The organism is Streptomyces sp. NPDC023157, from assembly GCF_055560575.1.
The window spans coordinates 418,446-439,584 of record NZ_JBVHIL010000007.1 but is presented as its reverse complement, the minus strand read 5'-3'; the positions used below and the strand labels follow the sequence as shown (position 1 = coordinate 439,584).

Genomic DNA, 21,139 nt, shown 5'->3' with positions numbered 1-21,139 from the left:
GGGCACCCACACGATGCAGCCGTCCAGCGTCGTCGTCCTCGCCGACGACCTCACCAGCGCCGCCGACGGCGCCGTCCCCTTCCGCAGGTCGGGGCACCGCGCCCTGGTGCTGTTCGAACCGCCGGAGACTCGGGGTGTCGGCGTTACGGCCGCCGGTGTCACGTCCCCCGGATCCACTCCCGCCGACGTCACGCCCCCCGGTGTCACGTCCGTGGACCTCGGCACCCGGCTCCTCGACGCGACCGAGGCGGCCGCCCGGATGGGGGCGGCGGCCGGGGCGTACGCGGGCGCGGGCCTGCTGCTCAAGACGGTCGACTCGACCCTCCGGGGGCATGTGGCGGCCGAGGTGCGGGCCGCGCTCGCCGGTTCGGGCCGCCGCGCGGCCGTCGTCGCCCCCGCCTTCCCGGCGGAGGGACGCACGACGGTCCGGGGCGTGCAGTACGTCCGGGGTGTCCGGGTCGACGAGAGCGAGTTCGCCCGCGACCCGGCCCACCCGGTCCGCACCGCCGACCTCACCCGGCTGCTGCCGGAGTCCACGGGCGTCGAACCCGACCGGCTCGCCGATCTCCCCGAACTCCTCGCGCGGGGCGGCGTGTTCGTCTGCTCGGCGGCGACGGACGAGGAGCTGGACGCGGTCGTCGCCGCCGTGCCGCGCGCCGGGGAGGTCCTCTGGGTCGGCTCCCCGGGCCTGGCCGCCGCGCTGGCCCGCCGGTACGGGCGCGCCCAGGCCGCCGGCCACCCCGGACTGCCGCCCGTACGGCGCCCGTTGGCCGTCGTCGGCAGCGCCAACCCCGCCAGCAGGCGTCAACTCGCCGCGCTGTACGAGCGGTCGGGAGCGGAGGGCGCGGTCGCCGACGACCCGGCGGCGGCCCTCGCGGCCCTGAGCGCGTCGGGGGCGCCGCTGCTCGCGCTGCACACCCCCGACGCCCGGGGCGCCGACCCGGCCGCGCTGACCCGCCGCCTCGCCGAGACGGCGGCGGAGACGGTCGGCAAGGGCCTCGCCGACGGGCTCGTCCTCACCGGCGGCGAGACCGCGGCGGCCGTCCTGAACGTCCTGGGCGCCACGGGCCTCGACCTCCACGACGAACCGGAACCGGGCATCGCCCGCGGCACCCTCCACGGCCCGACCGCCCCCCGCCTCCCCGTCCTCGTCAAGGCGGGCGGCTTCGGCGACGACGGCACCCTGGTCCGCCTCTGCGCGCTGCTGACGGCAGGGGAGCAGCGATGAGCCGCCCGGCGCCCCACCCCGGCCCCCACCCCGACCCCCGTCCCTTCGCCCTCACCATGGGCGACCCGCACGGCATCGGCCCCGAGATCACCGTCAAGGTCTGCGCCGACCCCCGCCGCCGCGTCCCGGTCCTCGTCATCGGCGACCCCGGCGCCCTCGCCCGCGCCTGCCGCGCCACCGGCATCCCGCTGACCGTCCGGACGGTCGCCACCGCCGCCGAAGCAGCGGCAGCCGACGGGCGGCCCGGCGATCCCGGCGTCCTCCACGTGCTCCCCGAGGGCCCCGCGCTCCCCGAGGAGCCCGCGCTCGGCACCGTGGACGCCCGTGCGGGCGCGGCCTCCTTCGCGTACGTGCGCAGGGGGATCGAGCTGGCGCTCGCCGGAGAGGTGCGGGCGATCACGACCGCGCCGATCAACAAGGAGGCCCTGCGGCTCGCCGGACTGCCCTACCCGGGCCACACCGAGATCCTGGCGGAGCTCTCCGGGACCGAGCGCTACGCCATGATGATGGCCAACGACGAGCTGCGGACCGTCCTCGTCACCGTCCACCAGTCGCTGCGCACCGCGATCGACGCCCTCACCCCCGAGCGCGAGCTGGACATCATCCGGCTCACCCACCAGGCCCTCGGGCCCGGGGCCCGTATCGCCGTCGCGGGACTCAACCCGCACGCGGGGGAGAACGGCCTCTTCGGCCGGGAGGACCTCGACGTCATCGCGCCCGCCGTACGCGCCGCCCGCGCCGAGGGCATCGACGCCAGCGGCCCGCACCCCGCGGACACCGTGTTCATGCGGGCCCGCGCGGGGGAGTTCGACGCCGTCGTGGCGCAGTACCACGACCAGGGGCTGATCCCGGTCAAGTACCTGGGCCTGGAGCACGGCGTCAACATCACCCTCGGCCTGCCGTTCGTCCGCACCAGCGTCGACCACGGCACCGCCTTCGACCTCGCGGGCACCGGCACCGCCGACCACACGAGCCTGCTCACCGCCCTGCACCACGCCGCCGAGCTCGCCGCTCACGTCTGAGGGACACCCATGGACTTCATCTTCATGCTCACCCGCGACGACCGGACCGTCACCGACTGCCTCCACGTCCTGGACTCCGTCCGCGACCTCGGCATCACCCACATCGGCTTCAAGGACGTCGGCGTCGACCCCGCGACCCTGCGCCGCCTCCACGAGCAGATCAAGGAGCTCGGCGCCACCAGCCACCTGGAGGTCGTCTCCACCGGGCGCGAGCAGGCGCTCGACTCCGTGCGGACGGCGGTCGACCTCGGCGTCGACTGGCTGATGGGCGGCGTGTGGATCGAGGAGACCCTGGCCCTGCTCGACGGCGGCCCCGTCCGCTACCTGCCCTTCGCGGGCGAGCCCCAGGGGCATCCGACCCGCCTGGCCGGTTCCCCCGCCCGTATCGCCGAGGACTGCCGCCGGGCCGAGGCCGCCGGGTGCGCCGGCGTCGACCTGCTCGCCCACCGGGCCACCGAGGCCGACCCGCTCGACCTGGTCCGGGCCGCCCGCGCCGCCACGGCGGGCCGGCTCGTCGTCGCCGGCTCCCTGTCCCGGCCGGCCCAGATCCACGAGCTCGCCGAGGCGGGCGCCGACGCCTTCACCGTCGGCTCGGCGGCCTTCGCGGGCGCCGTCCGCCCCGACGCCGGAACCCTTGCCGCGCAGCTCACGGCCCTGGTCGAGGCGAGCGGCGGCCCGAGGTAGCGGGACAGTCCCGGGGCCCCCTTACCCTTGTGAGGTGACCAGCAGCAAAGACGGGACCGGGGCAGTGGCCGAGGCGGGCGTGACGCGCACCTACGAAGTACGCACCTACGGGTGCCAGATGAACGTCCACGACTCCGAGCGGCTCTCCGGCCTCCTGGAGGAGGCGGGTTACGTCAAGGCGCCGGCGGACGCCGACGGCGACGCCGACGTCGTGGTCTTCAACACCTGCGCCGTCCGTGAGAACGCCGACAACAAGCTGTACGGCAACCTCGGCCGGCTCGCCCCGCGCAAGGTGAGCCGTCCCGGCATGCAGATCGCCGTCGGCGGCTGCCTGGCGCAGAAGGACCGCGACACCATCGTCAAGAAGGCCCCCTGGGTCGACGTGGTCTTCGGCACGCACAACATCGGCAAGCTGCCGGTCCTCCTGGAGCGCGCCCGCGTCCAGGAGGAGGCGCAGGTCGAGATCGCCGAGTCGCTGGAGGCCTTCCCCTCCACGCTGCCGACCCGCCGCGAGTCCGCGTACGCCGCGTGGGTCTCCATCTCCGTCGGCTGCAACAACACCTGCACCTTCTGTATCGTCCCGGCGCTGCGCGGCAAGGAGGAGGACCGCCGTCCCGGCGACATCCTCGCCGAGATCGAGGCGCTGGTCGCCGAGGGCGTCTCCGAGATCACCCTGCTCGGCCAGAACGTCAACGCGTACGGTTCCGACCTGGGCGACCGCGAGGCCTTCAGCAAGCTGCTGCGCGCCTGCGGGGAGATCGAGGGCCTGGAGCGCGTCCGCTTCACCTCGCCGCACCCGCGTGACTTCACCGACGACGTCATCGCCGCCATGGCCGAGACGCCGAACGTGATGCCGCAGCTGCACATGCCGATGCAGTCCGGTTCGGACACCGTCCTGAAGGCGATGCGCCGCTCGTACCGGCAGGAGCGCTTCCTCGGCATCATCGAGAAGGTGCGCGCCGCCATCCCGCACGCCGCCATCTCCACCGACATCATCGTGGGCTTCCCCGGCGAGACCGAGGAGGACTTCGAGCAGACCATGCACGCCGTCCGCGAGGCCCGCTTCGCGAACGCCTTCACCTTCCAGTACTCCAAGCGCCCCGGCACCCCCGCCGCCACCATGGAGGGCCAGATCCCCAAGGAGGTCGTGCAGGCGCGCTACGAGCGCCTCGTCGCCCTCCAGGAGGAGATCTCCTGGGAGGAGAACAAGAAGCAGGTCGGCCGCACCCTGGAGGTCATGGTCGCGGAGGGCGAGGGCCGCAAGGACGGCGAGACCCACCGCCTCTCCGGCCGCGCCCCCGACAACCGGCTCGTCCACTTCACCAAGCCGGACGAGGACGTGCGCCCGGGCGACGTGGTGACCGTCGAGATCACCTACGCCGCCCCGCACCACCTCCTCGCCGAGGGCCCGACCACCGCCGTCCGCCGCACCCGCGCGGGCGACGCCTGGGAGAAGCGCACCGCCGCGGCCGCCGCGAAGCCGGCCGGCGTGCTCCTCGGCCTGCCGAAGATCGGCGTCCCGGAACCCCTGCCGGTGGCGGACGCACCGGCCTGCGGAAGCCACTGACCCCAGCGGGCTCCCCCGCCACGGCCCCCCCCACCGGGCTCCTGTACGACTCCGCCGCCCCGGCCGCCCGAAAGGCGGCCGGGGCGGTCCGGCTTCCCGAGCGCCGGGGCGGGGCGCAGTAGGCTGCGGATCATGCTTGTCGCCGCCGCCGTGTGCCCCTGCCCCCCGCTGCTCGTGCCCGCCGTCGCGGCCGGTGCGGCGTCCGAACTCGCCGACGCGCGGACGGCCTGCTCCGACGCGCTCTCCGTGCTCGCCGCCTCCCGTCCCGACAGGCTCGTCGTCATCGGCCCCGCCGGGGAGGGCGCCCGGGGCGTCCACCCCGCCGGTTCCGCCGGATCGTTCGCCGGGTTCGGTGTCGACCTGACCGTACGGCTCGGCAGCGGGCGCGGCGGGGAACGGGCGCTGCCCGCGTCGCTCGCGGTCGCGGCCTGGCTCCTGGAGCACACCGACTGGGCCGACGCGCCCGTCGAGGGACTCGGGGTCGGGACGGAACTGGAGCCCGCCCGGTGCGCGGAGGCGGGCCGGGAGATCGGCGCCTCGGCGGACCGGGTCGCCCTCCTCGTGATGGGCGACGGCAGCGCCTGCCGCACCGTGAAGGCCCCCGGCTACCTCGACGAGCGCGCCGAGGGCTTCGACGCCGCCGTCGGGCACGCGCTGGGCTCGGCCGACGCGGCCGCGCTGCTCGCCCTGGACGCGGAGCTCGCGCACGCGCTGCAGGCGGCGGGCCGGGCCCCCTGGCAGGTCCTCGCGGGCGCCGCCGAGGGCGCGGGCCTGGAGGGCCGGCTGCTCTACGAGGACGCCCCCTACGGCGTCGGGTACTTCGTCGCCGCCTGGAGCTGAGCGCGGGCCCGCACACGACGGCGGACGGCCGCGGAGCGTGGTGCTCCGCGGCCGTCCGCCGTACGGAGGGACCGTGGGTGACGCCGGGCGGGCGCCGGCCCCGGGTGCGCGGGCGGGGTGCCTCAGACGGCCGGCGGCGGGGTGGGGCCGTCGGTGCCGCCGTCCGTCCCGTCCTTCTTGTGGGCGAGCCGGTCGATGGCCTCCTTGGCCTTCCCGGTGCCGGATTCGATCTTGTCGCTGTACTTGCCCTTGGTCTTCTCGTCGACCACCTTCGCGGCCTTCTCCAGGCCGTGCTCCACCTTGTCGCCGTGCTGCTGCGCGAGGTCGGAGACCTTGTCCTTGGCCGGGGCCAGCTTCGCCTTCAGTGAATCCAGGAGACCCATGGGGTCACCCTCCCTCCGACGGACCCCCGTGGGGTCCGTGTCCGTGCCGGTCGTACCGGTCCGTGCCGTCCGTGCCTACTTACGGGCGCCTTCGCCGGCTCCGTTGTCCGCGGCCGCCTCGGCCGACTGCTGCTTCGGGATCTCGACGACCTCGGCCTTCGCCTCGGCCGCCACCGGCTCCGCGACCTCGCCGCCGGCCTCCGCGGCCCCCTCCACCGGGTCCACCGGGTCCGCCGTGGCGCCCTGCGGTCCCTCCGTCACGTCCGCCGCCTCGGCGGCGGTGTCGACGGTGACGTCCGTGGCGGTGGTGGTGCTGCTCTTGCGCCGAAACATTGCGAAAACGCCCATATCTGCTCCCTAGCGTACTCAGGGTCGGAATCCCGCAAAAGCAACGAAGCCGGATGAGGGCCGTCACGTAGCTCATTCGGGGACGCGCCCGCGGGTTTGCGAGACTGGTCCGGTGAGAAGTGCAGCTCCCGCCCCGCGGGTCATCGCCGTCGTCGGTCCCACAGCGGCCGGAAAGTCCGATCTGGGCGTCTTCCTCGCCCAGCAGCTGGGCGGCGAGGTCGTCAACGCCGACTCGATGCAGCTCTACCGAGGGATGGACATCGGCACCGCCAAACTGACGCTGGAGGAACGCGGCGGCGTTCCGCACCACCTGCTCGACATCTGGGACGTCACCGAGGCCGCCAGCGTCGCCGAGTACCAGCGGCTGGCCCGCGCCGAGATCGACCGGCTGCTCGCCGAGGGCCGCACCCCGGTCCTCGTCGGCGGCTCCGGCCTGTACGTACGCGGAGCCCTCGACGTGATGGAGTTCCCCGGCACCGACCCGGAGGTCCGGGCCCGCCTGGAATCCGAACTGGAAGAACGCGGCTCCGGCGTCCTGCACGCCCGGCTCGCCGCCGCCGACCCCGAGGCCGCCCGCGCCATCCTGGCCGGAAACGGACGCCGCATCGTGCGCGCCCTGGAGGTCATCGAGATCACCGGCAAGCCGTTCACGGCCAACCTGCCCGGCCACGACTCCGTCTACGACACCGTGCAGATCGGCGTCGACGTCGGCCGCCCCGAACTCGACGAGCGGATCACCACCCGCGTGGACCGCATGTGGGAGGCCGGGCTGGTCGACGAGGTGCGCGCCCTGGAGGAGCGGGGCCTGCGCGAGGGCCGCACGGCCGCCCGCGCGCTCGGCTACCAGCAGGTGCTCGCCGCGCTCGCGGGGGAGTGCACCGAGGACGAGGCCCGCGCGGACACGGTGCGCACCACCAAGCGCTTCGCCCGCCGCCAGGACTCCTGGTTCCGGCGCGACCCGCGCGTCCATTGGCTGAGTGGCGCCGTCGAGGACCGGAGGGAACTCCCGGGGCGGGCGCTGGCGTTGGTCGAACGAGCGGTTACAGCCTGATCACGTGATGGCATCGGGACGTCATGCCCGTCATTCCGGGGGGTGGTGGCGTGCCATCATCGAGCATCGATCGACCAAGTGGAGTCCGAGTGGGGAGGGCGCGTGGCGATGGAGGCCGGCCCTCGTGACACGGAACAGCAGGCCGCCGTCCGGGACGAAAGTCCCGGTGGGACGCCCGGCCTGACGCCGGACGGACCCGACCAGGCCGAAGGCAGCGCCGTCGAGGTGGACGCGGCGGAGGTCGAGGTGGAACTGCGGCCGCAGCGCCGCCTGAGGATCTGGCAGCTCGCCCCGATCGTCGGACTCGCCGCCGTCGGCTCCCTCATGTTCGCCTTCCCGCTCGCCTTCGGCTCGGGCGAGGGCGGCGCCGTCGTCGCCATGCTCGGACTGCTCATCAGCTCCTGCGCGGCCGGCTGGGGCATGATGGCCGCCCGCCGCGTCGGCTACACCTGGCCGGGCCTGCCCGCCCGAGGCTCCGGCGAACGCCCGAACTGGCGCGCCCTCGCCCTGTACCTCTCCCTGAGCGCCCTCCTGGTCGCCCTCGCGGTCTGGCGCGTGGCCCGCCTGCGCTGAGGCCGCGGCGCGCTCGGGGCGCCGCGGGGCGTCCCGTCCCCTGGACCGTCCCGCCCGGTGTCCGACCCGCCCCGTACAGTTGGTCCCGTGACCAGCACGCAGACCTCGCCCCTCACGTTCCTCAAGGGCCACGGCACCGAGAACGACTTCGTGATCGTCCCCGACGCGGAGAACGCCGTGGACCTGCCCGCCGCGGTCGTCGCCCGGCTGTGCGACCGGCGGGCCGGGATCGGCGGCGACGGCGTGCTGCACGTGGTGCGCAGCGCCGCGCACCCCGAGGCGCGGCACCTGGCCGGCGAGGCCGAGTGGTTCATGGACTACCGCAACGCGGACGGCTCGGTCGCCGAGATGTGCGGCAACGGGGTCCGGGTCTTCGCCCGCTACCTGGAGCACGCCGGGCACGTCACCGCCGGCGAGGTCGCCGTCGCCACCCGCGGCGGCGTCAAGCGCGTCCACCTCGCCAAGGACGGCTCCGTCACCGTCCGCATGGGCCGCGCCGTGCTCCCCGAGGACGGGGTCACCGTCACGGTCGGCGAGCGCAGCTGGCCCGCCCGCAACGTCAACATGGGCAACCCGCACGCGGTCGCCTTCGTCGACTCCCTCGACCACGCCGGCGACCTCTCCACCGAGCCGCCGTACGAGCCGGCCGGGGTCTACCCGGACGGCGTCAACATCGAGTTCGTCGCCGACCGCGGCCCCCGCCACGTCGCCATGCGCGTCCACGAGCGCGGCGCGTCCGAGACCCGCTCCTGCGGCACCGGCGCCTGCGCCGTCGCCGTCGCCACCGCCCGCCGGGACGGCGCCGACCCGGCCGAGTCCGGCGCCCCCGTCACGTACACGGTGGACGTCCTCGGCGGCACGCTCGTCATCACCGAGCACCCCGACGGGGAGATCGAGATGACCGGTCCCGCCGTGATCGTCGCCGCGGGAACCGTCGACCCGGCGTGGCTCGCGGAGCCGTCCGGCCGCGACGGGGCCGACGCGCGCGGCTGACTCGCCCGGGACCCCGCGATCGCCCCGAATCGAAACTGTCAACGACTGATTCGTCCCTCGAATGGGTGATCCGGTTCACGCTGGGCGAGAGCGGGACTGCGCCACGTGGTGGGGTCGGTAGCATCAAGCACCGGCCCGCCGGGCACGCCTGCCCCGGCCCTCCGCCGGTCCACGCCGCCGGAGGTGCCCCATGAGCGCAGAGGCCACCAACCCCGTGAGCGAGGCCGGGGCCACCGGCCCCGACGCTCCCGGCCGCAGACGCGGCCGCCCCAGGATCGACCTGCGCAGGCTCGGCCGCGCCGCCCTGCTCGGCGCGACCGCGGGCCCCGCGATCCGCGACCGGCTGCCCGACGCCATCGGGCACGTCGCCGAGGCGCACCGCGCCCACCATCCCGAGGCCGACCTGGCCGTGCTGCGCCGGGCGTACGTCCTCGCCGAGTCCTCGCACCGCGGCCAGTTCCGCAAGAGCGGCGAGCCGTACATCACGCACCCGCTCGCGGTCACCCTGATCCTCGCCGAACTCGGCGCCGAGACGACGACGTTGACCGCCGCGCTGCTCCACGACACCGTCGAGGACACCGAGGTGACGCTCGACCAGGTGCACACCGAGTTCGGCGAGGAGGTCGCGTACCTCGTGGACGGCGTCACCAAGCTGGAGAAGGTCGACTACGGCGCGGCGGCCGAGCCCGAGACCTTCCGCAAGATGCTCGTCGCCACCGGCAACGACGTCCGGGTCATGTCGATCAAGCTGGCCGACCGCCTCCACAACATGCGCACGCTGGGCGTGATGCGCCCCGAGAAACAGGTCCGCATCGCCAAGGTCACCCGGGACGTCCTCATCCCGCTCGCCGAGCGCCTCGGCGTCCAGGCGCTCAAGACCGAGCTGGAGGACCTGGTCTTCGCCATCCTCCACCCCGAGGAGTACGAGGCCACCCGCGCCCTCATCGCCGGGAACGCCGGCGCGGGCGACGCCCTCTCCGCCATCGCCGAACAGGTCTCCGGCCTGCTGCGGGAGGCCGGTGTCGGCGCCGAAGTCCTCGTCCGGCCCCGCCACTTCGTCTCCGTCCACCGGGTCCGCCTCAAGCGCGGCGACCTGCGCGGCAGCGACTTCGGCCGGCTGCTCGTCCTGGTCGCCGAGGACGCCGACTGCTACGCGGTCCTCGGCGAGCTGCACACCTGCTTCACGCCGGTCGTCTCGGAGTTCAAGGACTTCATCGCCGCCCCCAAGTTCAACCTCTACCAGTCGCTCCACACCGCCGTCGCCGCCCCCGACGGGGCCGTCGCCGAGGTCCTCATCCGCACCCACCAGATGCACAAGGTCGCCGAGGCCGGCGTCGTCGCCCTCGGCAACCCGTACAGCGGCCAGGAGGCCACCGACCAGACACCCGGCGGCCCGGGCGGCCCCGGCGACGACGGCGAGCGCGTCGACCCCACGCGGCCCGGCTGGCTCTCCCGGCTCCTCGACTGGCAGCAGTCCGCGCCCGACCCCGACACCTTCTGGACCTCGCTGCGCGCCGACCTCGCCCAGGACCAGGAGATCACCGTCTTCCGCACCGACGGCGGCACCCCCGGCGCCCTCAGCCTGCCCGCCGGCGCCACCTGCGTCGACGCCGCCTACGCCCAGCACGGCGAGGCCGCCCACAGCTGTCTCGGGGCGCGGGTCAACGGCCGGCTCGCGCCCCTGAGCACCGTCCTCCAGGACGGCGACACCGTTCAGACGCTGCTCGCCCAGGACAGCACCTCCGGGCCCTCGCCGCAGTGGCTGGACCACGCCCGCACGCCCGCCGCCCGGATCGCCATCACCGGCTGGCTCCAGGCCCACCCGGAGGCCGCCAAGATCCCCGCCGCGGCCCCCCGTCCCGCCGCGGGCGTCACCACCGACCGGCGCTCCGGCACGCGCCTGCGCGCCGAACTGCCCGGCACCGACACCCCCGCCGTCCGCCCCGCGGGCTGCTGCACCCCCGTACCGCCGGACGAGATCACCGGCTTCGTCGTGCGCGGCGGCTCCGTCACCGTGCACCGCACCGCCTGCGCCTCCGCCGACACCATGCGGCGGCTCGGGCGCCCGCCCGTCACCGTCCACTGGGGCGACACCGACGCCTGCCGGGTCACCCTGGTCGCCGAGTCCTTCGGCCGCCCCCGGCTGCTCGCCGACCTCACCGAGGCCATCGCCGCCGAGGGCGCCGCCGTCGTCGCCGCCACCGTCGAACCCCCCAGCGAACAGCGGGTCCGCCACACGTACACCCTCCAACTCCCCGACGCCGCCGGACTCCCCGCCCTCATGCGGGCCATGCGGGACGTGCCCGGCGTGTACGACGTGAGCCGCGCCCGGCACCCCGCCTCGCCCCGGCCCTGACCCCTTCGAGTGGCCGGCGCGCGCGCCGCCCGGGGGAGCGGTCCCGTCCCTGGTAGCGGTAGCCCATGCCGCTCCCCACCCGTACGCCCCGCAATCCGTCGCCACGCGCGCGTGCCCGCGCGCGCGTGCTGCGCTCCGCCGTCCTCGTCGCCCTCTCCGCGGGACTCGTCGCCGCGGCCCTGCCCCCGGCCGCGCCCCTCGGCATCGGGGACCCGCTCTTCCCCCAGCTGGGCAACCCCGGCTACGACGTCCTCTCGTACGACATCGACCTCACCTACCCCGGCCGCAACACCGAACCGCTGGCGGGCGTCACCCGGATCCAGGCGCTCGCCACCGCCGACCTGGAACGCATCAACCTCGACTTCACCCACGGCACCGTCTCCGCCGTCACCGTCGAGGGCGAACCCGCCGCGTACGAGAGCAGCGGCGAGGACCTGGTCATCACCCCCGCCCGCCCGGTCGACCGGGGCGACGCCGTCGAGATCGCCGTCACCCACACCAGCGACCCCACCGGCCCCGCCGACAGCGGCGGCTGGGTGCGCACCGGGGACGGCCTCGCCATGGCCAACCAGGCCGACGCCGCCCACCGCGTCTTCCCCTCCAACGACCACCCCTCCGACAAGGCGTTCTTCACCTTCCGGATCACCGCCCCCAGCGCCCTCACCGCCGTCGCCAACGGCCTCCCCGAGAGCCGCGTCCACAACGGGGCGACCACCACCTGGACGTACCGCACCGCCCACCCCATGGCCACCGAGCTCGCCCAGGTCTCCATCGGCGACTCGACCGTCGTGCACCGGCAGGGCCCCCACGACCTGCGGCTGCGGGACGTCGTCCGCACCGCCGACCGCGAGCTCCTGGAGCCCTGGCTGCGCCGCACCCCCGGCCACCTGGAGTGGCTGGAGAGCCGGATCGGCCGGTACCCCTTCGAGACGTACGGGGTGCTCATCGCCGACGCCGACACCGGCTTCGAGCTGGAGACCCAGACCCTCTCCCTCTTCGAGCGCGGCCTGTTCACCGAGCCCGGCTACCCCGAGTGGTACGTCGACTCGATCATGGTCCACGAGCTCTCCCACCAGTGGTTCGGCGACAGCGTCTCGCCCCGCACCTGGTCCGACCTGTGGCTCAACGAGGGCCACGCCACCTGGTACGAGGCGATCTACGCGCAGGAGAAGGGCGGGCCCACCCTGGAGCGGCGCATGAAGGCCGCGTACGGCGCCTCCGACCAGTGGCGCGCCGACGGCGGCCCGCCCGCCGCGCCCAAGCCGCCGAAGCCGGGGGAGAAGATCAGCCTCTTCCGTCCCGTCGTCTACGACGGGAGCGCCCTCGCCCTGTACGCGCTGCGGCACGAGATCGGCACCGAGGCGTTCGAGCAGCTGGAGCGCGACTGGGTGAGCGAGAACCGGGACGGGACACCCGGCACGAAGGACTTCATCGCACTCGCCGAGCGGATCTCCGGCCGCGACCTGAAGCGATTCTTCGCGGACTGGCTGTACGCGGCGAAGACCCCGCCCATGCCGGGGCACCCCGACTGGCACAGCCGGGCACCCCGACTGGCACAGCCGGGCGCCCCGACGGGGACAGCCGGGCGCCACGGCGGTGAAACCGGGATGACGGGCCCGGCCCGGCCGTGTCACCATCTTCAGGTCGGCGGCGCGGCCGGACCCCGGGAATTCCTCCGGGACGTCACGCGTTGTGACTGACGTAACGGACTCTTCTTCGACGTAAGGATCAAATGACCTCCTCTTCATCCCCTTCCCAGGACAAGCAGAGCTTCGCGGAGACGAACCGCACCGAGAGCCTTCGGGCCGATGCCCTGATGGAAGAGGACGTCGCCTGGAGCCACGAGATCGACGGGGAGCGGGACGGCGACCAGCTCGACCGCTCCGAGCGCGCGGCCCTGCGCCGTGTCGTCGGCCTCTCCACCGAACTCGAGGACGTCACCGAGGTCGAGTACCGCCAGCTGCGCCTGGAGCGCGTCGTGCTGGTCGGTGTGTGGACCTCGGGGACGGTGCAGGACGCGGAGAACTCCCTCGCGGAGCTCGCGGCCCTCGCCGAGACGGCGGGCGCCCACGTGCTCGACGGCGTCATCCAGCGCCGCGACAAGCCCGACCCCGCGACCTTCATCGGCTCGGGCAAGGCCCGGGAGCTGCGGGACATCGTGCTCGAGACCGGCGCCGACACCGTCGTCTGCGACGGCGAGCTCAGCCCCGGCCAGCTCATCGCCCTCGAAGACGTCGTCAAGGTGAAGGTGGTCGACCGGACCGCCCTCATCCTCGACATCTTCGCCCAGCACGCCAAGTCCCGAGAGGGCAAGGCGCAGGTCGCGCTCGCGCAGATGCAGTACATGCTGCCGCGACTGCGCGGCTGGGGTCAGTCGCTCTCCCGTCAGATGGGTGGCGGCGGCGGTGGCGGCATGGCCACCCGTGGTCCCGGTGAGACCAAGATCGAGACCGACCGGCGTCGGATCCGCGAGAAGATGGCGAAGATGCGCCGGGAGATCGCGGAGATGAAGACCGGCCGCGACATCAAGCGGCAGGAGCGCCGCCGGAACAAGATCCCGTCGGTCGCCATCGCCGGGTACACCAACGCCGGCAAGTCCTCGCTGCTCAACCGCCTCACGGGCGCGGGCGTGCTGGTGGAGAACGCGCTGTTCGCCACTCTCGACCCGACCGTGCGCCGGGCCGAGACGCCCACCGGCCGGGTCTACACCCTGGCCGACACGGTCGGCTTCGTCCGGCACCTGCCCCACCACCTGGTCGAGGCCTTCCGCTCCACCATGGAGGAGGTCGGCGACTCCGACCTCATCCTGCACGTGGTGGACGGTTCGCACCCGGCCCCGGAGGAGCAGCTGGCGGCCGTGCGCGAGGTGTTCCGCGACGTCGGCGCGGTCGACGTGCCGGAGATCGTCGTCATCAACAAGGCGGACGCGGCGGACCCGATGGTGCTCCAGCGTCTGCTCCGGGTGGAGAAGCACTCCATCGCGGTCTCCGCCCGCTCGGGCGAGGGCATGGAGCAGCTGCTCGCGCTCCTCGAGTCCGAGCTGCCGCGCCCGCAGATCGAGACCGAGGTCCTGGTGCCGTACACCGAGGGCGGTCTCGTCTCCCGGGTGCACGCCGAGGGCGAGGTCCTCTCCGAGGAGCACACCCCGGAGGGCACCCTGCTCAAGGCGCGGGTGCACGAGGAACTGGCGGCGCTCCTCGCGCCGTACGTCCCCGCCGCGCACTGACGCGACGGCGTCGACAGACGCAGAAGGCGCCGGCCGCCTCCCGAGAGGGAGACGGCCGGCGCCTTCTTCCGTGTCGGCCTGGATCGGCCGGTGCCGGCCTCGTTCTGCAGGCCTTCGTGCGGGTCAGCGTCCTCGGGTCAGCGTTCCCGGGTCAGCGTCCCCCGGTCAGCGGGCGAACTTCTTGCTGACCATCTCGTGGGCCGCCTTCGCGCCGCGGCCCAGCTGCGGTCCGGCCAGCCAGCCGTTGCGGCCGGCGGGGCCGATCGAGGTGTTCGACACCAGCGCCGTCGTGCCGTTGGGCAGGACGCGGAACCAGCCGCCGCCGGAGGAGCCACCGGTCATGGTGCAGCCGATCCGGTACATCGTCGGCGTCGCCGGCGCGGTGGTCAGGCGGGTGGCGCGGTCCAGGCACTTGTGCATGATCATGCCGTTGTACGGCGGCGCCGCCGGGTAGCCCCAGGCGCCGACCGTGCCGGCCCGCGAGGGCGCCGGCGCGGAGAAGTCGACCGGCAGGGCCACGCCCACGGTCTCCTCAAGGGACTTGCGGCCCCGCTCCGGCTGGACGTGCAGCACGGCGTAGTCGTACGGCCAGGCCTGGTTGGTGCCGCCGTTCTGGAGCCACTCGCCGGAGGTCACGGCCCAGTCGGCCCAGTACTGGCCGTAGGGGTACACCTCGTAGGGCTTGGCGTTGCGCAGCGCGGCGGGCGACTTGCCCAGGTCGTTGAAGGCCGGGACGAAGGTGATGTTCCGGTACCAGCCGCCCCGCTTGCCGGCGTGGACGCAGTGGCCCGCGGTCCAGACGAGGTTGGACTTGCCGGGGTGGCGCGGGTCCTTGACGATCGTGCCGGAGCAGACCATCGAGCCCTCGGGCGAGTCGAAGAAGATCTTGCCGACCGGGGCCGCGAAGCGGTGGTACGGCGTCTTCTCGCGCTGCGCCTGGACCGGCCGCGGCACCGGGTCGCTGCCGGAGCTGCCGGCCTGCGCGGTGATCGTCGGGTCGGGGCTCTTGGCCGACTGCATCCGGGCCGGGTCCCAGAGACCGTCGATCACCGGGTTGACGAAGTCCTCCGCCTCACGGAGCCACTTGTCCTGGTCCCAGTTCTTCCAGTCGCCGTTCTTCCACTGGTCGAGGTCGACGCCGTGCTTCTTCAGCTTGCCGGCGATGTCCTTGGTGAGGTCGGAGCCGGAACCGGCGCCGTCCTCGGCGGGAGTGGACGCGGCGGGCTTGTCGGCGGGCTTGTCGGCCGCCGGGGTCTCGGTCGGACCGCAGGCCGTGGCGGTCAGCGCGAGCGCCGCGGCCAGGGCCGTGAGGCCGGGCAGGATTCGTATGGAACGCATGAAGTGATGTCCCCCTGGGATGTTCTGCGCGTCCGGTCTCGTCCGGCCGTCGGCCGTGGCCCTCGGGGCCCCGCGGGCGGCCGCCGGAGCGGAAGAATCCGATCCGGATTGCCATGGACGCGTCACTAGCGGTGCACAGTATGCCCGTACGGAAGGGCGGGACCCGCCACGGGTCCCGCCCTCCTCCGTCAGCGGGTCAGCGGTTCGCGTACTTCTTGCTGACGCCCTGGTAGACCGTCTTGGCCTCGGCGCCGAGCCGCGGCCCGGCCAGCCAGCCCGCCGTCACCGGCCCGATCGAGGTGTTCGACACCAGCGCCGGCTTGCCGTCCTGGCCCTTGGCCACCCAACCGCCGCCGGAGGAACCGCCGGTCATGGTGCAGCCGATCCGGTACATCGTCGGCTGCTCGGTCTTCACCGACAGACGGCCCGGCTTGTCCTGGCACTGGAACATCTTCTGCCCGTCGTAGGGCGGACCCGCCGGGAAGCCGGTCGCGGTCATCTCCGCGATCTTCGGCACGGCCGGGGCGTTGAACTCCACCGGCAGCGCCGAACCGACCGTCTCCTCCAGGGACTTGCCGGTCGAACCCTTCTCCGGCGTCACGTGCAGCACCGCGAAGTCGTACGGCGCGCCCTGGCCGCCGGTCTGCCCGCCCTGGTCGATCCACTGGTCGGAGGTCTGCGCCCAGTCGCTCCACCACACCCCGTACGGCGCGATCTCCTCGCGGGTCGCCTTCTCCAGCTCGGCCGTCGGCTTCCCGGCGTTGTTGTACGAGGGGACGAAGGCGATGTTGCGGTACCAGCCGCCCTTCTTGCCCGCGTGCACGCAGTGACCGGCCGTCCAGACCATGTTGGACTTGCCCGGGTGCGCCGGGTCCTGCACGACCGTGGCCGAGCAGACCATCGAGCCCTCGGGGCCGTCGAAGAAGACCTTGCCGGAGGCGGGCGCGGACGAGTGGTACGGCGCCTGCACGGACCTGGCCTTCACCGGGTCCGGCGTCGGGTCGGTCACGCCCTTGTCACCGGAGATGTCCTCGTCCCTGACCGGCTTGTCGGGGCGCTCGGCGTCCCGCATCCGGTCCGGGTCCCAGAGGTCCTCGATGATGGGGTTGACGTAGTCCTTGGCCTCACGCAGCCACTTGTCCCTGTCCCAGTTCTTCCACTCGCCGTTCCGCCACTTGTCCAGGTCGATCCCGTGGTCCTTCAGGCGCTGCTTCAGGTCGTCCGGAATCGTGATCTTGCCGCCCGCGGTCGGGTTCGCGGAAACGCTGGGCTTGTCACCCCCCGCGTTGTCCTCGGTCGGACCGCAGGCCGTCGCCGTCAGCGTCAGTGCCGCGACGGCGGAGGCTGCGGCCAGCATCGGACGTATCGATCGCATCTCGTGATCCCCCTGGGACTACGTCTACTTGTGCATCAGTGAACAGTGGCGGCACGGACGGGCCGCGCCAAAGGTGAAGCCCCCACTATGCCGGTGCCGGAGGGGACGGCACGACGCAGGTCCGCGGTTCCGTACCCCAACAGCCTTTGCCGGTCCGTGATCCGGGACACGCCAAGGATCTTGGCCTCCGCCCGTGATCCCCGGCAGGCCCCGTCGTTGGTACGTACGGGGGACACAACGGCGCTGTCCGGGACGCCCCTTCGCGCAGCCCTGCAACGTACCGATGTGCAATGTAACTGTTACAGCGGGAGGACTCCGAGCCGTGGCCGTGACCGAACCAGCTCCGGCCGTGACGCCGGCCGAGCGGACCTGCGACGCCCTCCGGGACGCGACCGGCGGCGGGGCCCGCTGCGACCACCCGGACGCATCCCGGGGCGAGCCGCGCGCGCCCGGTGAAGCGAGCGCCCACGAGGGCATCCTGCGCCGCCAGGCACAGCGCGAGTCCGCGGCGCGCACCTACGCGCGCTCCCTGCCGATCGTCCCCGTGCGCGCCCGGGGACTCACCATCGAGGGCGCCGACGGGCGCCGCTACCTGGACTGCCTCTCCGGTGCCGGCACCCTGGCGCTCGGCCACAACCACCCCGTCGTCCTCGAAGCCATCCGCAAGGTCCTCGACTCGGGCGCCCCGCTGCACGTCCTGGACCTGGCCACGCCCGTCAAGGACGCCTTCACCACCGAGCTCTTCGCCACGCTCCCGGCCGGTCTCGCCGACGACGCCCGGATCCAGTTCTGCGGGCCGGCCGGCACCGACGCCGTCGAGGCCGCCCTCAAACTCGTCCGCACCGCCACCGGCCGCGACGGCGTGCTCGCCTTCAGCGGCGCCTACCACGGCATGACCGCCGGCGCCCTCGCCGTCTCCGGCGGCGCCACCGACGTCCGCGTCGCCCGGCTGCCCTACCCGCAGGACTACCGCTGCCCCTTCGGCGTCGGCGGCGAGCGCGGCGCCCACCTCGCCGCCCGCTGGACGGAGACCGCGCTCGACGACCCCAAGAGCGGCATCCCCGCACCCGCCGGGATGATCCTCGAACCCGTCCAGGGCGAGGGCGGCGTCATCCCCGCCCCCGACAGCTGGCTGCGCCGCATGCGAGAGCTCACCGCCGCCCGCTCCATCCCGCTCATCGCCGACGAGGTCCAGACGGGCGTCGGCCGCACCGGCACCTTCTGGGCCGTCGAGCACAGCGGCGTCGTCCCCGACGTGATGGTCCTCTCCAAGGCCATCGGCGGCTCCCTCCCGCTCGCCGTCGTCGTCTACCGCTCCGGGCTCGACGCCTGGGAGCCCGGCGCCCACGCCGGCACCTTCCGCGGCAACCAGCTCGCCATGGCCGCCGGCGCCGCCACCCTCGCGTACGTCCGCGAGAACGGGCTCGCCACCCGCGCCGGCACCCTCGGCGCCCGCATGCTCGGACAGCTCCAGGGCCTCGCCGCCGCCCACCCCTGCATCGGCGACGTCCGGGGCCGCGGCCTGATGATCGGCGTCGAGCTCGTCGATCCCGAGACCGAGCACCCCGACGACCTCGCCCCGCCGCCGGACCCGGTGCTCGCCACCGAGGTCCAGCGCCAGTGCCTCGACCGTGGCCTCATCGTCGAACTCGGCGGCCGTCACAACGCGGTCGTCCGGCTGCTGCCCCCGCTCACCCTCACCGACGAGCAGGCCGCCGCCGTCCTCGACCGCTTCGCCGACGCCCTGGCCGCCGCCGAACGGGCCCACCGGGCCCGCCCGTCCGGGCCGCCCCGCTGAACCCGGGCACCCCCACAGGCCCCGGACCGACCGGCCCGGCGGCCTTCCCCGGCCCCGGACCGACCCGCCCTGCCGCCTCCCCCGGCCCCGCTCTCAAGGAAGCCTCCGTGAATCCCACCTTCGCCTCCGAGCCCGCCGGCGTCCCGAGCGCCCCGCTCACCGCCGAGCCCACCGTCCCGCGCCAGTACCCGGGCCCGACCGGGGGCGCCCATGCCGGGGCACCGGTGGGGGCGCAGGGCTGGGGCTTCTCGCCGTCCGTGGCTTCCGCGGCCTCCTCTCCTTGTGTGGCTTCCGCTGCCTCCTCGCCGTGCGTGGCTTCCGGGGCCGCTGTGGATGAGTGGTCCGCCGGGTCCACGGTGCCCGCTGGGGCCGGTGGGTCCGCCGGGTTCGCCGGGTCCGGTGGGTCGGGTGGGTCCGGTGGGTCCGGTGGGTCTGCCGGATCCATCGGGTTCGCCGGTTCGGCCGTGCCCGCCGGGGCCACCGGAACAGCCGTGCCCGACGAGTCCGTCGAGTCCGTCGACACTTCGGACCCCCTGGACGACCCCGACCCCCGGCGGGCCGCCGACCAGGCCGCCGTCGAGAACCTGCTGCGCTGCTGGGTCCGTGAGAGGAACCTCCCGGCCCCCGCCACGGGCACGGGCACGGGCACCGCCACCGGCACCCTCCGCATCCCCCTCGACGCCTCCGGCACCGCCCTCCTCGTCCCCGTCCGCTACTGGTCGCCCACCGGCTGGCACCGCTTCGGTGCCCCCGCCCTCGAAGGTCTCCCGGCCACCGCGCCGCCCGTCGACGCCGTCACCGTCGCCGCGCTGCTCAGCCGCGAGACCGGCCGCCCCGAGGGCACCGAACTCGTCGGCCGTGTCGCCGACTCCGCCCGCCGCACCGCCGACTTCATCGCCGAACGGCGCAGCGACCCGCTGCCGCACCCCGCGGCCGACCTGTTCCTCACCGCCGAGCAGTCCCTCCTGCTCGGCCACCCGCTCCACCCCACCCCCAAGAGCCGGGAAGGGCTCTCCGAGGCCGAGGCCCGGCTCTACTCACCCGAGTCGCACGGCTCCTTCCCCCTCCACTGGATGGGCGTCGACCAGCGCCTCCTCGCCACCGACTCGGCCTGGACCGAACAAGGTCGCCCCGTCGCCGCCGCCCAGCTCACCGCCACCCTCGCCGAGGGCCTCGACCTGCCCCCCGGCACCGCCGCCCTGCCGCTCCACCCGTGGCAGGCCCGCGAACTCCGGCACCGCCCCGCCGTCGCCGCCCTCCTCGACGCGGGCCTCCTCCACGACCTCGGCGCCCACGGCGCCCCCTGGCACCCGACGTCCTCCGTCCGTACGGTGCACCGCCCCGGCGCCCGCGCCATGCTGAAGCTCTCCCTCGGCGTGCGGATCACCAACTCCCGCCGCGAGAACCTGCGCAAGGAACTCCACCGTGGTGTCGAGGTGCACCGGCTGCTGCGCACCGGCCTGGTCGACGAGTGGCAGTCCGCCCACCCGGGCTTCGACATCGTCCGCGACCCGGCCTGGCTCGGGGTCGACAGCCCCGAGGGCGAGGCCGTCCCCGGACTCGACGTCATGATCCGGCACAACCCCTTCGCCGCGGGCGACGACGCCGTCTGCCTCGCCGCCCTCACCTCACCGCGACCGCGGCCCGGCTCCGCCCGTATGAGCTCGCGCCTCGCCGAGGTCGTGAGCCGGCTCGCCGTCCGCACCGGGCGCCCCACCACCGCTGTCGCCGCCGAGTGGTTCCTGCGCTACCTCGACCTCGTGGTCCGTCCCCTGCTCTGGCTCGACGGCCAGGCCGGCGTCGCCCTGGAGGCCCACCAGCAGAACACCCTGGTCCTCCTCGACCCCGAGGGCTGGCCCGTCGGCGGCCGCTACCGCGACAACCAGGGCTACTACTTCCGCGAGTCCCGCCGCGACGAGCTCGAAAGCCGGCTCCCCGGCATCGGCAAGGCCAGCGACACCTTCGTCTCCGACCAGGTCACCGACGAGCGCTTCGCGTACTACCTCGGCATCAACAACCTCTTCGGCCTGATCGGCGCCTTCGGCGCGCAGCGGCTCGCCGACGAGCGCGTCCTGCTCGCCGCCCTGCGCCAGTTCCTCACCGGCGCGACCAGTCTCGGCTCCCCGCTCCCGCACCGGCTCCTGGAGGCCGCGACCTTGCGCTGCAAGGCCAACCTCCTCACCCGCCTGCACGGCCTCGACGAACTGGTCGGCCCGGTCGACACCCAGTCCGTGTACGTCGCCATCACCAACCCGCTGCGCGCCTGACCCCCCCGGCCCGCCCCGCCGGACCCCCGGGCCCCGTCCGTCCCACCGGTCCCACCCCGTCCTCCACCGTCCCGCCGAGAGGAGAGCGCC

Annotated in this window: 17 protein-coding genes; 13 read left to right on the top strand and 4 right to left on the bottom strand. The window is 74.2% G+C overall.

What is annotated here, in order from left to right; genetic code table 11:
- Positions 1 to 13 precede the first annotated feature (13 nt).
- The 5 genes from ACZ3ZE_RS26445 to ACZ3ZE_RS26425 all read left to right on the top strand — a co-directional run bounded on the left by ACZ3ZE_RS26445 (position 14) and on the right by ACZ3ZE_RS26425 (position 5,341).
- Entirely contained in the window at positions 14 to 1,228 is a 1,215-nt protein-coding gene (locus tag ACZ3ZE_RS26445; protein ID WP_361177753.1) for a four-carbon acid sugar kinase family protein, read from the top strand.
- Positions 1,225 to 2,250: a 4-hydroxythreonine-4-phosphate dehydrogenase PdxA gene (gene pdxA / locus ACZ3ZE_RS26440; protein ID WP_363292200.1), complete on the top strand. Its 1,026-nt coding sequence runs from the start codon at positions 1,225 to 1,227 to the stop codon at positions 2,248 to 2,250. The genes ACZ3ZE_RS26445 and pdxA overlap by 4 nt, the downstream gene beginning before the upstream one ends.
- A 9-nt stretch (positions 2,251 to 2,259) precedes the next feature.
- The gene (locus ACZ3ZE_RS26435; RefSeq protein ID WP_361177757.1) at positions 2,260 to 2,934 is read left to right on the top strand and encodes a HisA/HisF-related TIM barrel protein; all 675 of its coding nucleotides are present in this window, start codon (positions 2,260 to 2,262) and stop codon (positions 2,932 to 2,934) included.
- A 34-nt stretch (positions 2,935 to 2,968) separates the two neighbouring features.
- Complete coding sequence (miaB, locus tag ACZ3ZE_RS26430; protein WP_361177759.1) at positions 2,969 to 4,501, top strand: tRNA (N6-isopentenyl adenosine(37)-C2)-methylthiotransferase MiaB; 1,533 nt, start codon at positions 2,969 to 2,971, stop codon at positions 4,499 to 4,501.
- 132 nt (positions 4,502 to 4,633) lie between these two features.
- Entirely contained in the window at positions 4,634 to 5,341 is a 708-nt protein-coding gene (locus tag ACZ3ZE_RS26425; protein WP_363292203.1) for a class III extradiol dioxygenase subunit B-like domain-containing protein, read from the top strand.
- 122 nt (positions 5,342 to 5,463) lie between these two features.
- Here the strand turns inward: ACZ3ZE_RS26425 and ACZ3ZE_RS26420 are convergent, their stop codons facing one another.
- Entirely contained in the window at positions 5,464 to 5,724 is a 261-nt protein-coding gene (locus ACZ3ZE_RS26420) for an antitoxin (RefSeq protein WP_361177763.1), read from the bottom strand.
- Positions 5,725 to 5,799: 75 nt separating this feature from the next.
- A complete protein-coding gene (locus tag ACZ3ZE_RS26415; RefSeq protein WP_361177765.1) occupies positions 5,800 to 6,072 on the bottom strand; it encodes a hypothetical protein in 273 nt (90 codons plus the stop codon).
- A 112-nt stretch (positions 6,073 to 6,184) separates the two neighbouring features.
- On the opposite strand from ACZ3ZE_RS26415, the gene miaA reads away from it, so the two are divergent.
- From miaA to hflX, 6 genes are all read left to right on the top strand, one after another.
- A complete protein-coding gene (gene miaA, locus ACZ3ZE_RS26410; RefSeq protein ID WP_361177767.1) occupies positions 6,185 to 7,123 on the top strand; it encodes a tRNA (adenosine(37)-N6)-dimethylallyltransferase MiaA in 939 nt (312 codons plus the stop codon).
- A 108-nt stretch (positions 7,124 to 7,231) separates the two neighbouring features.
- Positions 7,232 to 7,696 (top strand): hypothetical protein, encoded by a 465-nt coding sequence (locus ACZ3ZE_RS26405; RefSeq protein ID WP_467260971.1) that lies wholly within the window; start codon positions 7,232 to 7,234, stop codon positions 7,694 to 7,696.
- 87 nt (positions 7,697 to 7,783) lie between these two features.
- Positions 7,784 to 8,689 (top strand): diaminopimelate epimerase, encoded by a 906-nt coding sequence (dapF, locus tag ACZ3ZE_RS26400; RefSeq protein ID WP_467260944.1) that lies wholly within the window; start codon positions 7,784 to 7,786, stop codon positions 8,687 to 8,689.
- Between the two features lie 190 nt (positions 8,690 to 8,879).
- Positions 8,880 to 11,045 (top strand): RelA/SpoT family protein, encoded by a 2,166-nt coding sequence (locus tag ACZ3ZE_RS26395; RefSeq protein WP_361627737.1) that lies wholly within the window; start codon positions 8,880 to 8,882, stop codon positions 11,043 to 11,045.
- A gap of 65 nt (positions 11,046 to 11,110) precedes the next feature.
- Positions 11,111 to 12,745: a M1 family metallopeptidase gene (locus ACZ3ZE_RS26390; protein WP_467260942.1), complete on the top strand. Its 1,635-nt coding sequence runs from the start codon at positions 11,111 to 11,113 to the stop codon at positions 12,743 to 12,745.
- Positions 12,746 to 12,777: 32 nt separating this feature from the next.
- Complete coding sequence (gene hflX, locus ACZ3ZE_RS26385) at positions 12,778 to 14,271, top strand: GTPase HflX (RefSeq protein WP_361177775.1); 1,494 nt, start codon at positions 12,778 to 12,780, stop codon at positions 14,269 to 14,271.
- Between the two features lie 165 nt (positions 14,272 to 14,436).
- Here hflX and ACZ3ZE_RS26380 read toward each other — a convergent pair whose 3' ends face one another.
- Together ACZ3ZE_RS26380 and ACZ3ZE_RS26375 are read right to left on the bottom strand one after the other, a co-directional pair.
- Positions 14,437 to 15,609 (bottom strand): trypsin-like serine peptidase, encoded by a 1,173-nt coding sequence (locus tag ACZ3ZE_RS26380; RefSeq protein WP_361627734.1) that lies wholly within the window; start codon positions 15,607 to 15,609, stop codon positions 14,437 to 14,439.
- 196 nt (positions 15,610 to 15,805) lie between these two features.
- Positions 15,806 to 16,984, bottom strand: a complete 1,179-nt coding sequence (locus tag ACZ3ZE_RS26375; protein WP_361177778.1) for a trypsin-like serine peptidase — start codon at positions 16,982 to 16,984, stop codon at positions 15,806 to 15,808.
- A 475-nt stretch (positions 16,985 to 17,459) separates the two neighbouring features.
- On the opposite strand from ACZ3ZE_RS26375, the gene ACZ3ZE_RS26370 reads away from it, so the two are divergent.
- Together ACZ3ZE_RS26370 and ACZ3ZE_RS26365 are read left to right on the top strand one after the other, a co-directional pair.
- Positions 17,460 to 18,782, top strand: a complete 1,323-nt coding sequence (locus tag ACZ3ZE_RS26370) for a diaminobutyrate--2-oxoglutarate transaminase family protein (protein WP_467260969.1) — start codon at positions 17,460 to 17,462, stop codon at positions 18,780 to 18,782.
- A 491-nt stretch (positions 18,783 to 19,273) separates the two neighbouring features.
- A complete protein-coding gene (locus tag ACZ3ZE_RS26365) occupies positions 19,274 to 21,049 on the top strand; it encodes an IucA/IucC family protein (RefSeq protein ID WP_467260940.1) in 1,776 nt (591 codons plus the stop codon).
- Positions 21,050 to 21,139 lie beyond the last annotated feature (90 nt).

Coding starts and splice junctions, on each gene's coding strand:
- ACZ3ZE_RS26435 (WP_361177757.1), top strand. CDS start 2,260: ATGGACTTCATCTTCATGCTCACCCGCGACGACCGGACCGTCACCGAC.
- ACZ3ZE_RS26445 (WP_361177753.1), top strand. CDS start 14: ATGCAGCCGTCCAGCGTCGTCGTCCTCGCCGACGACCTCACCAGCGCC.
- ACZ3ZE_RS26415 (WP_361177765.1), bottom strand. CDS start 6,072: ATGGGCGTTTTCGCAATGTTTCGGCGCAAGAGCAGCACCACCACCGCC.
- ACZ3ZE_RS26380 (WP_361627734.1), bottom strand. CDS start 15,609: ATGCGTTCCATACGAATCCTGCCCGGCCTCACGGCCCTGGCCGCGGCG.
- ACZ3ZE_RS26395 (WP_361627737.1), top strand. CDS start 8,880: ATGAGCGCAGAGGCCACCAACCCCGTGAGCGAGGCCGGGGCCACCGGC.
- pdxA (WP_363292200.1), top strand. CDS start 1,225: ATGAGCCGCCCGGCGCCCCACCCCGGCCCCCACCCCGACCCCCGTCCC.
- ACZ3ZE_RS26390 (WP_467260942.1), top strand. CDS start 11,111: ATGCCGCTCCCCACCCGTACGCCCCGCAATCCGTCGCCACGCGCGCGT.
- ACZ3ZE_RS26420 (WP_361177763.1), bottom strand. CDS start 5,724: ATGGGTCTCCTGGATTCACTGAAGGCGAAGCTGGCCCCGGCCAAGGAC.
- ACZ3ZE_RS26405 (WP_467260971.1), top strand. CDS start 7,232: ATGGAGGCCGGCCCTCGTGACACGGAACAGCAGGCCGCCGTCCGGGAC.
- ACZ3ZE_RS26375 (WP_361177778.1), bottom strand. CDS start 16,984: ATGCGATCGATACGTCCGATGCTGGCCGCAGCCTCCGCCGTCGCGGCA.
- hflX (WP_361177775.1), top strand. CDS start 12,778: ATGACCTCCTCTTCATCCCCTTCCCAGGACAAGCAGAGCTTCGCGGAG.
- ACZ3ZE_RS26425 (WP_363292203.1), top strand. CDS start 4,634: ATGCTTGTCGCCGCCGCCGTGTGCCCCTGCCCCCCGCTGCTCGTGCCC.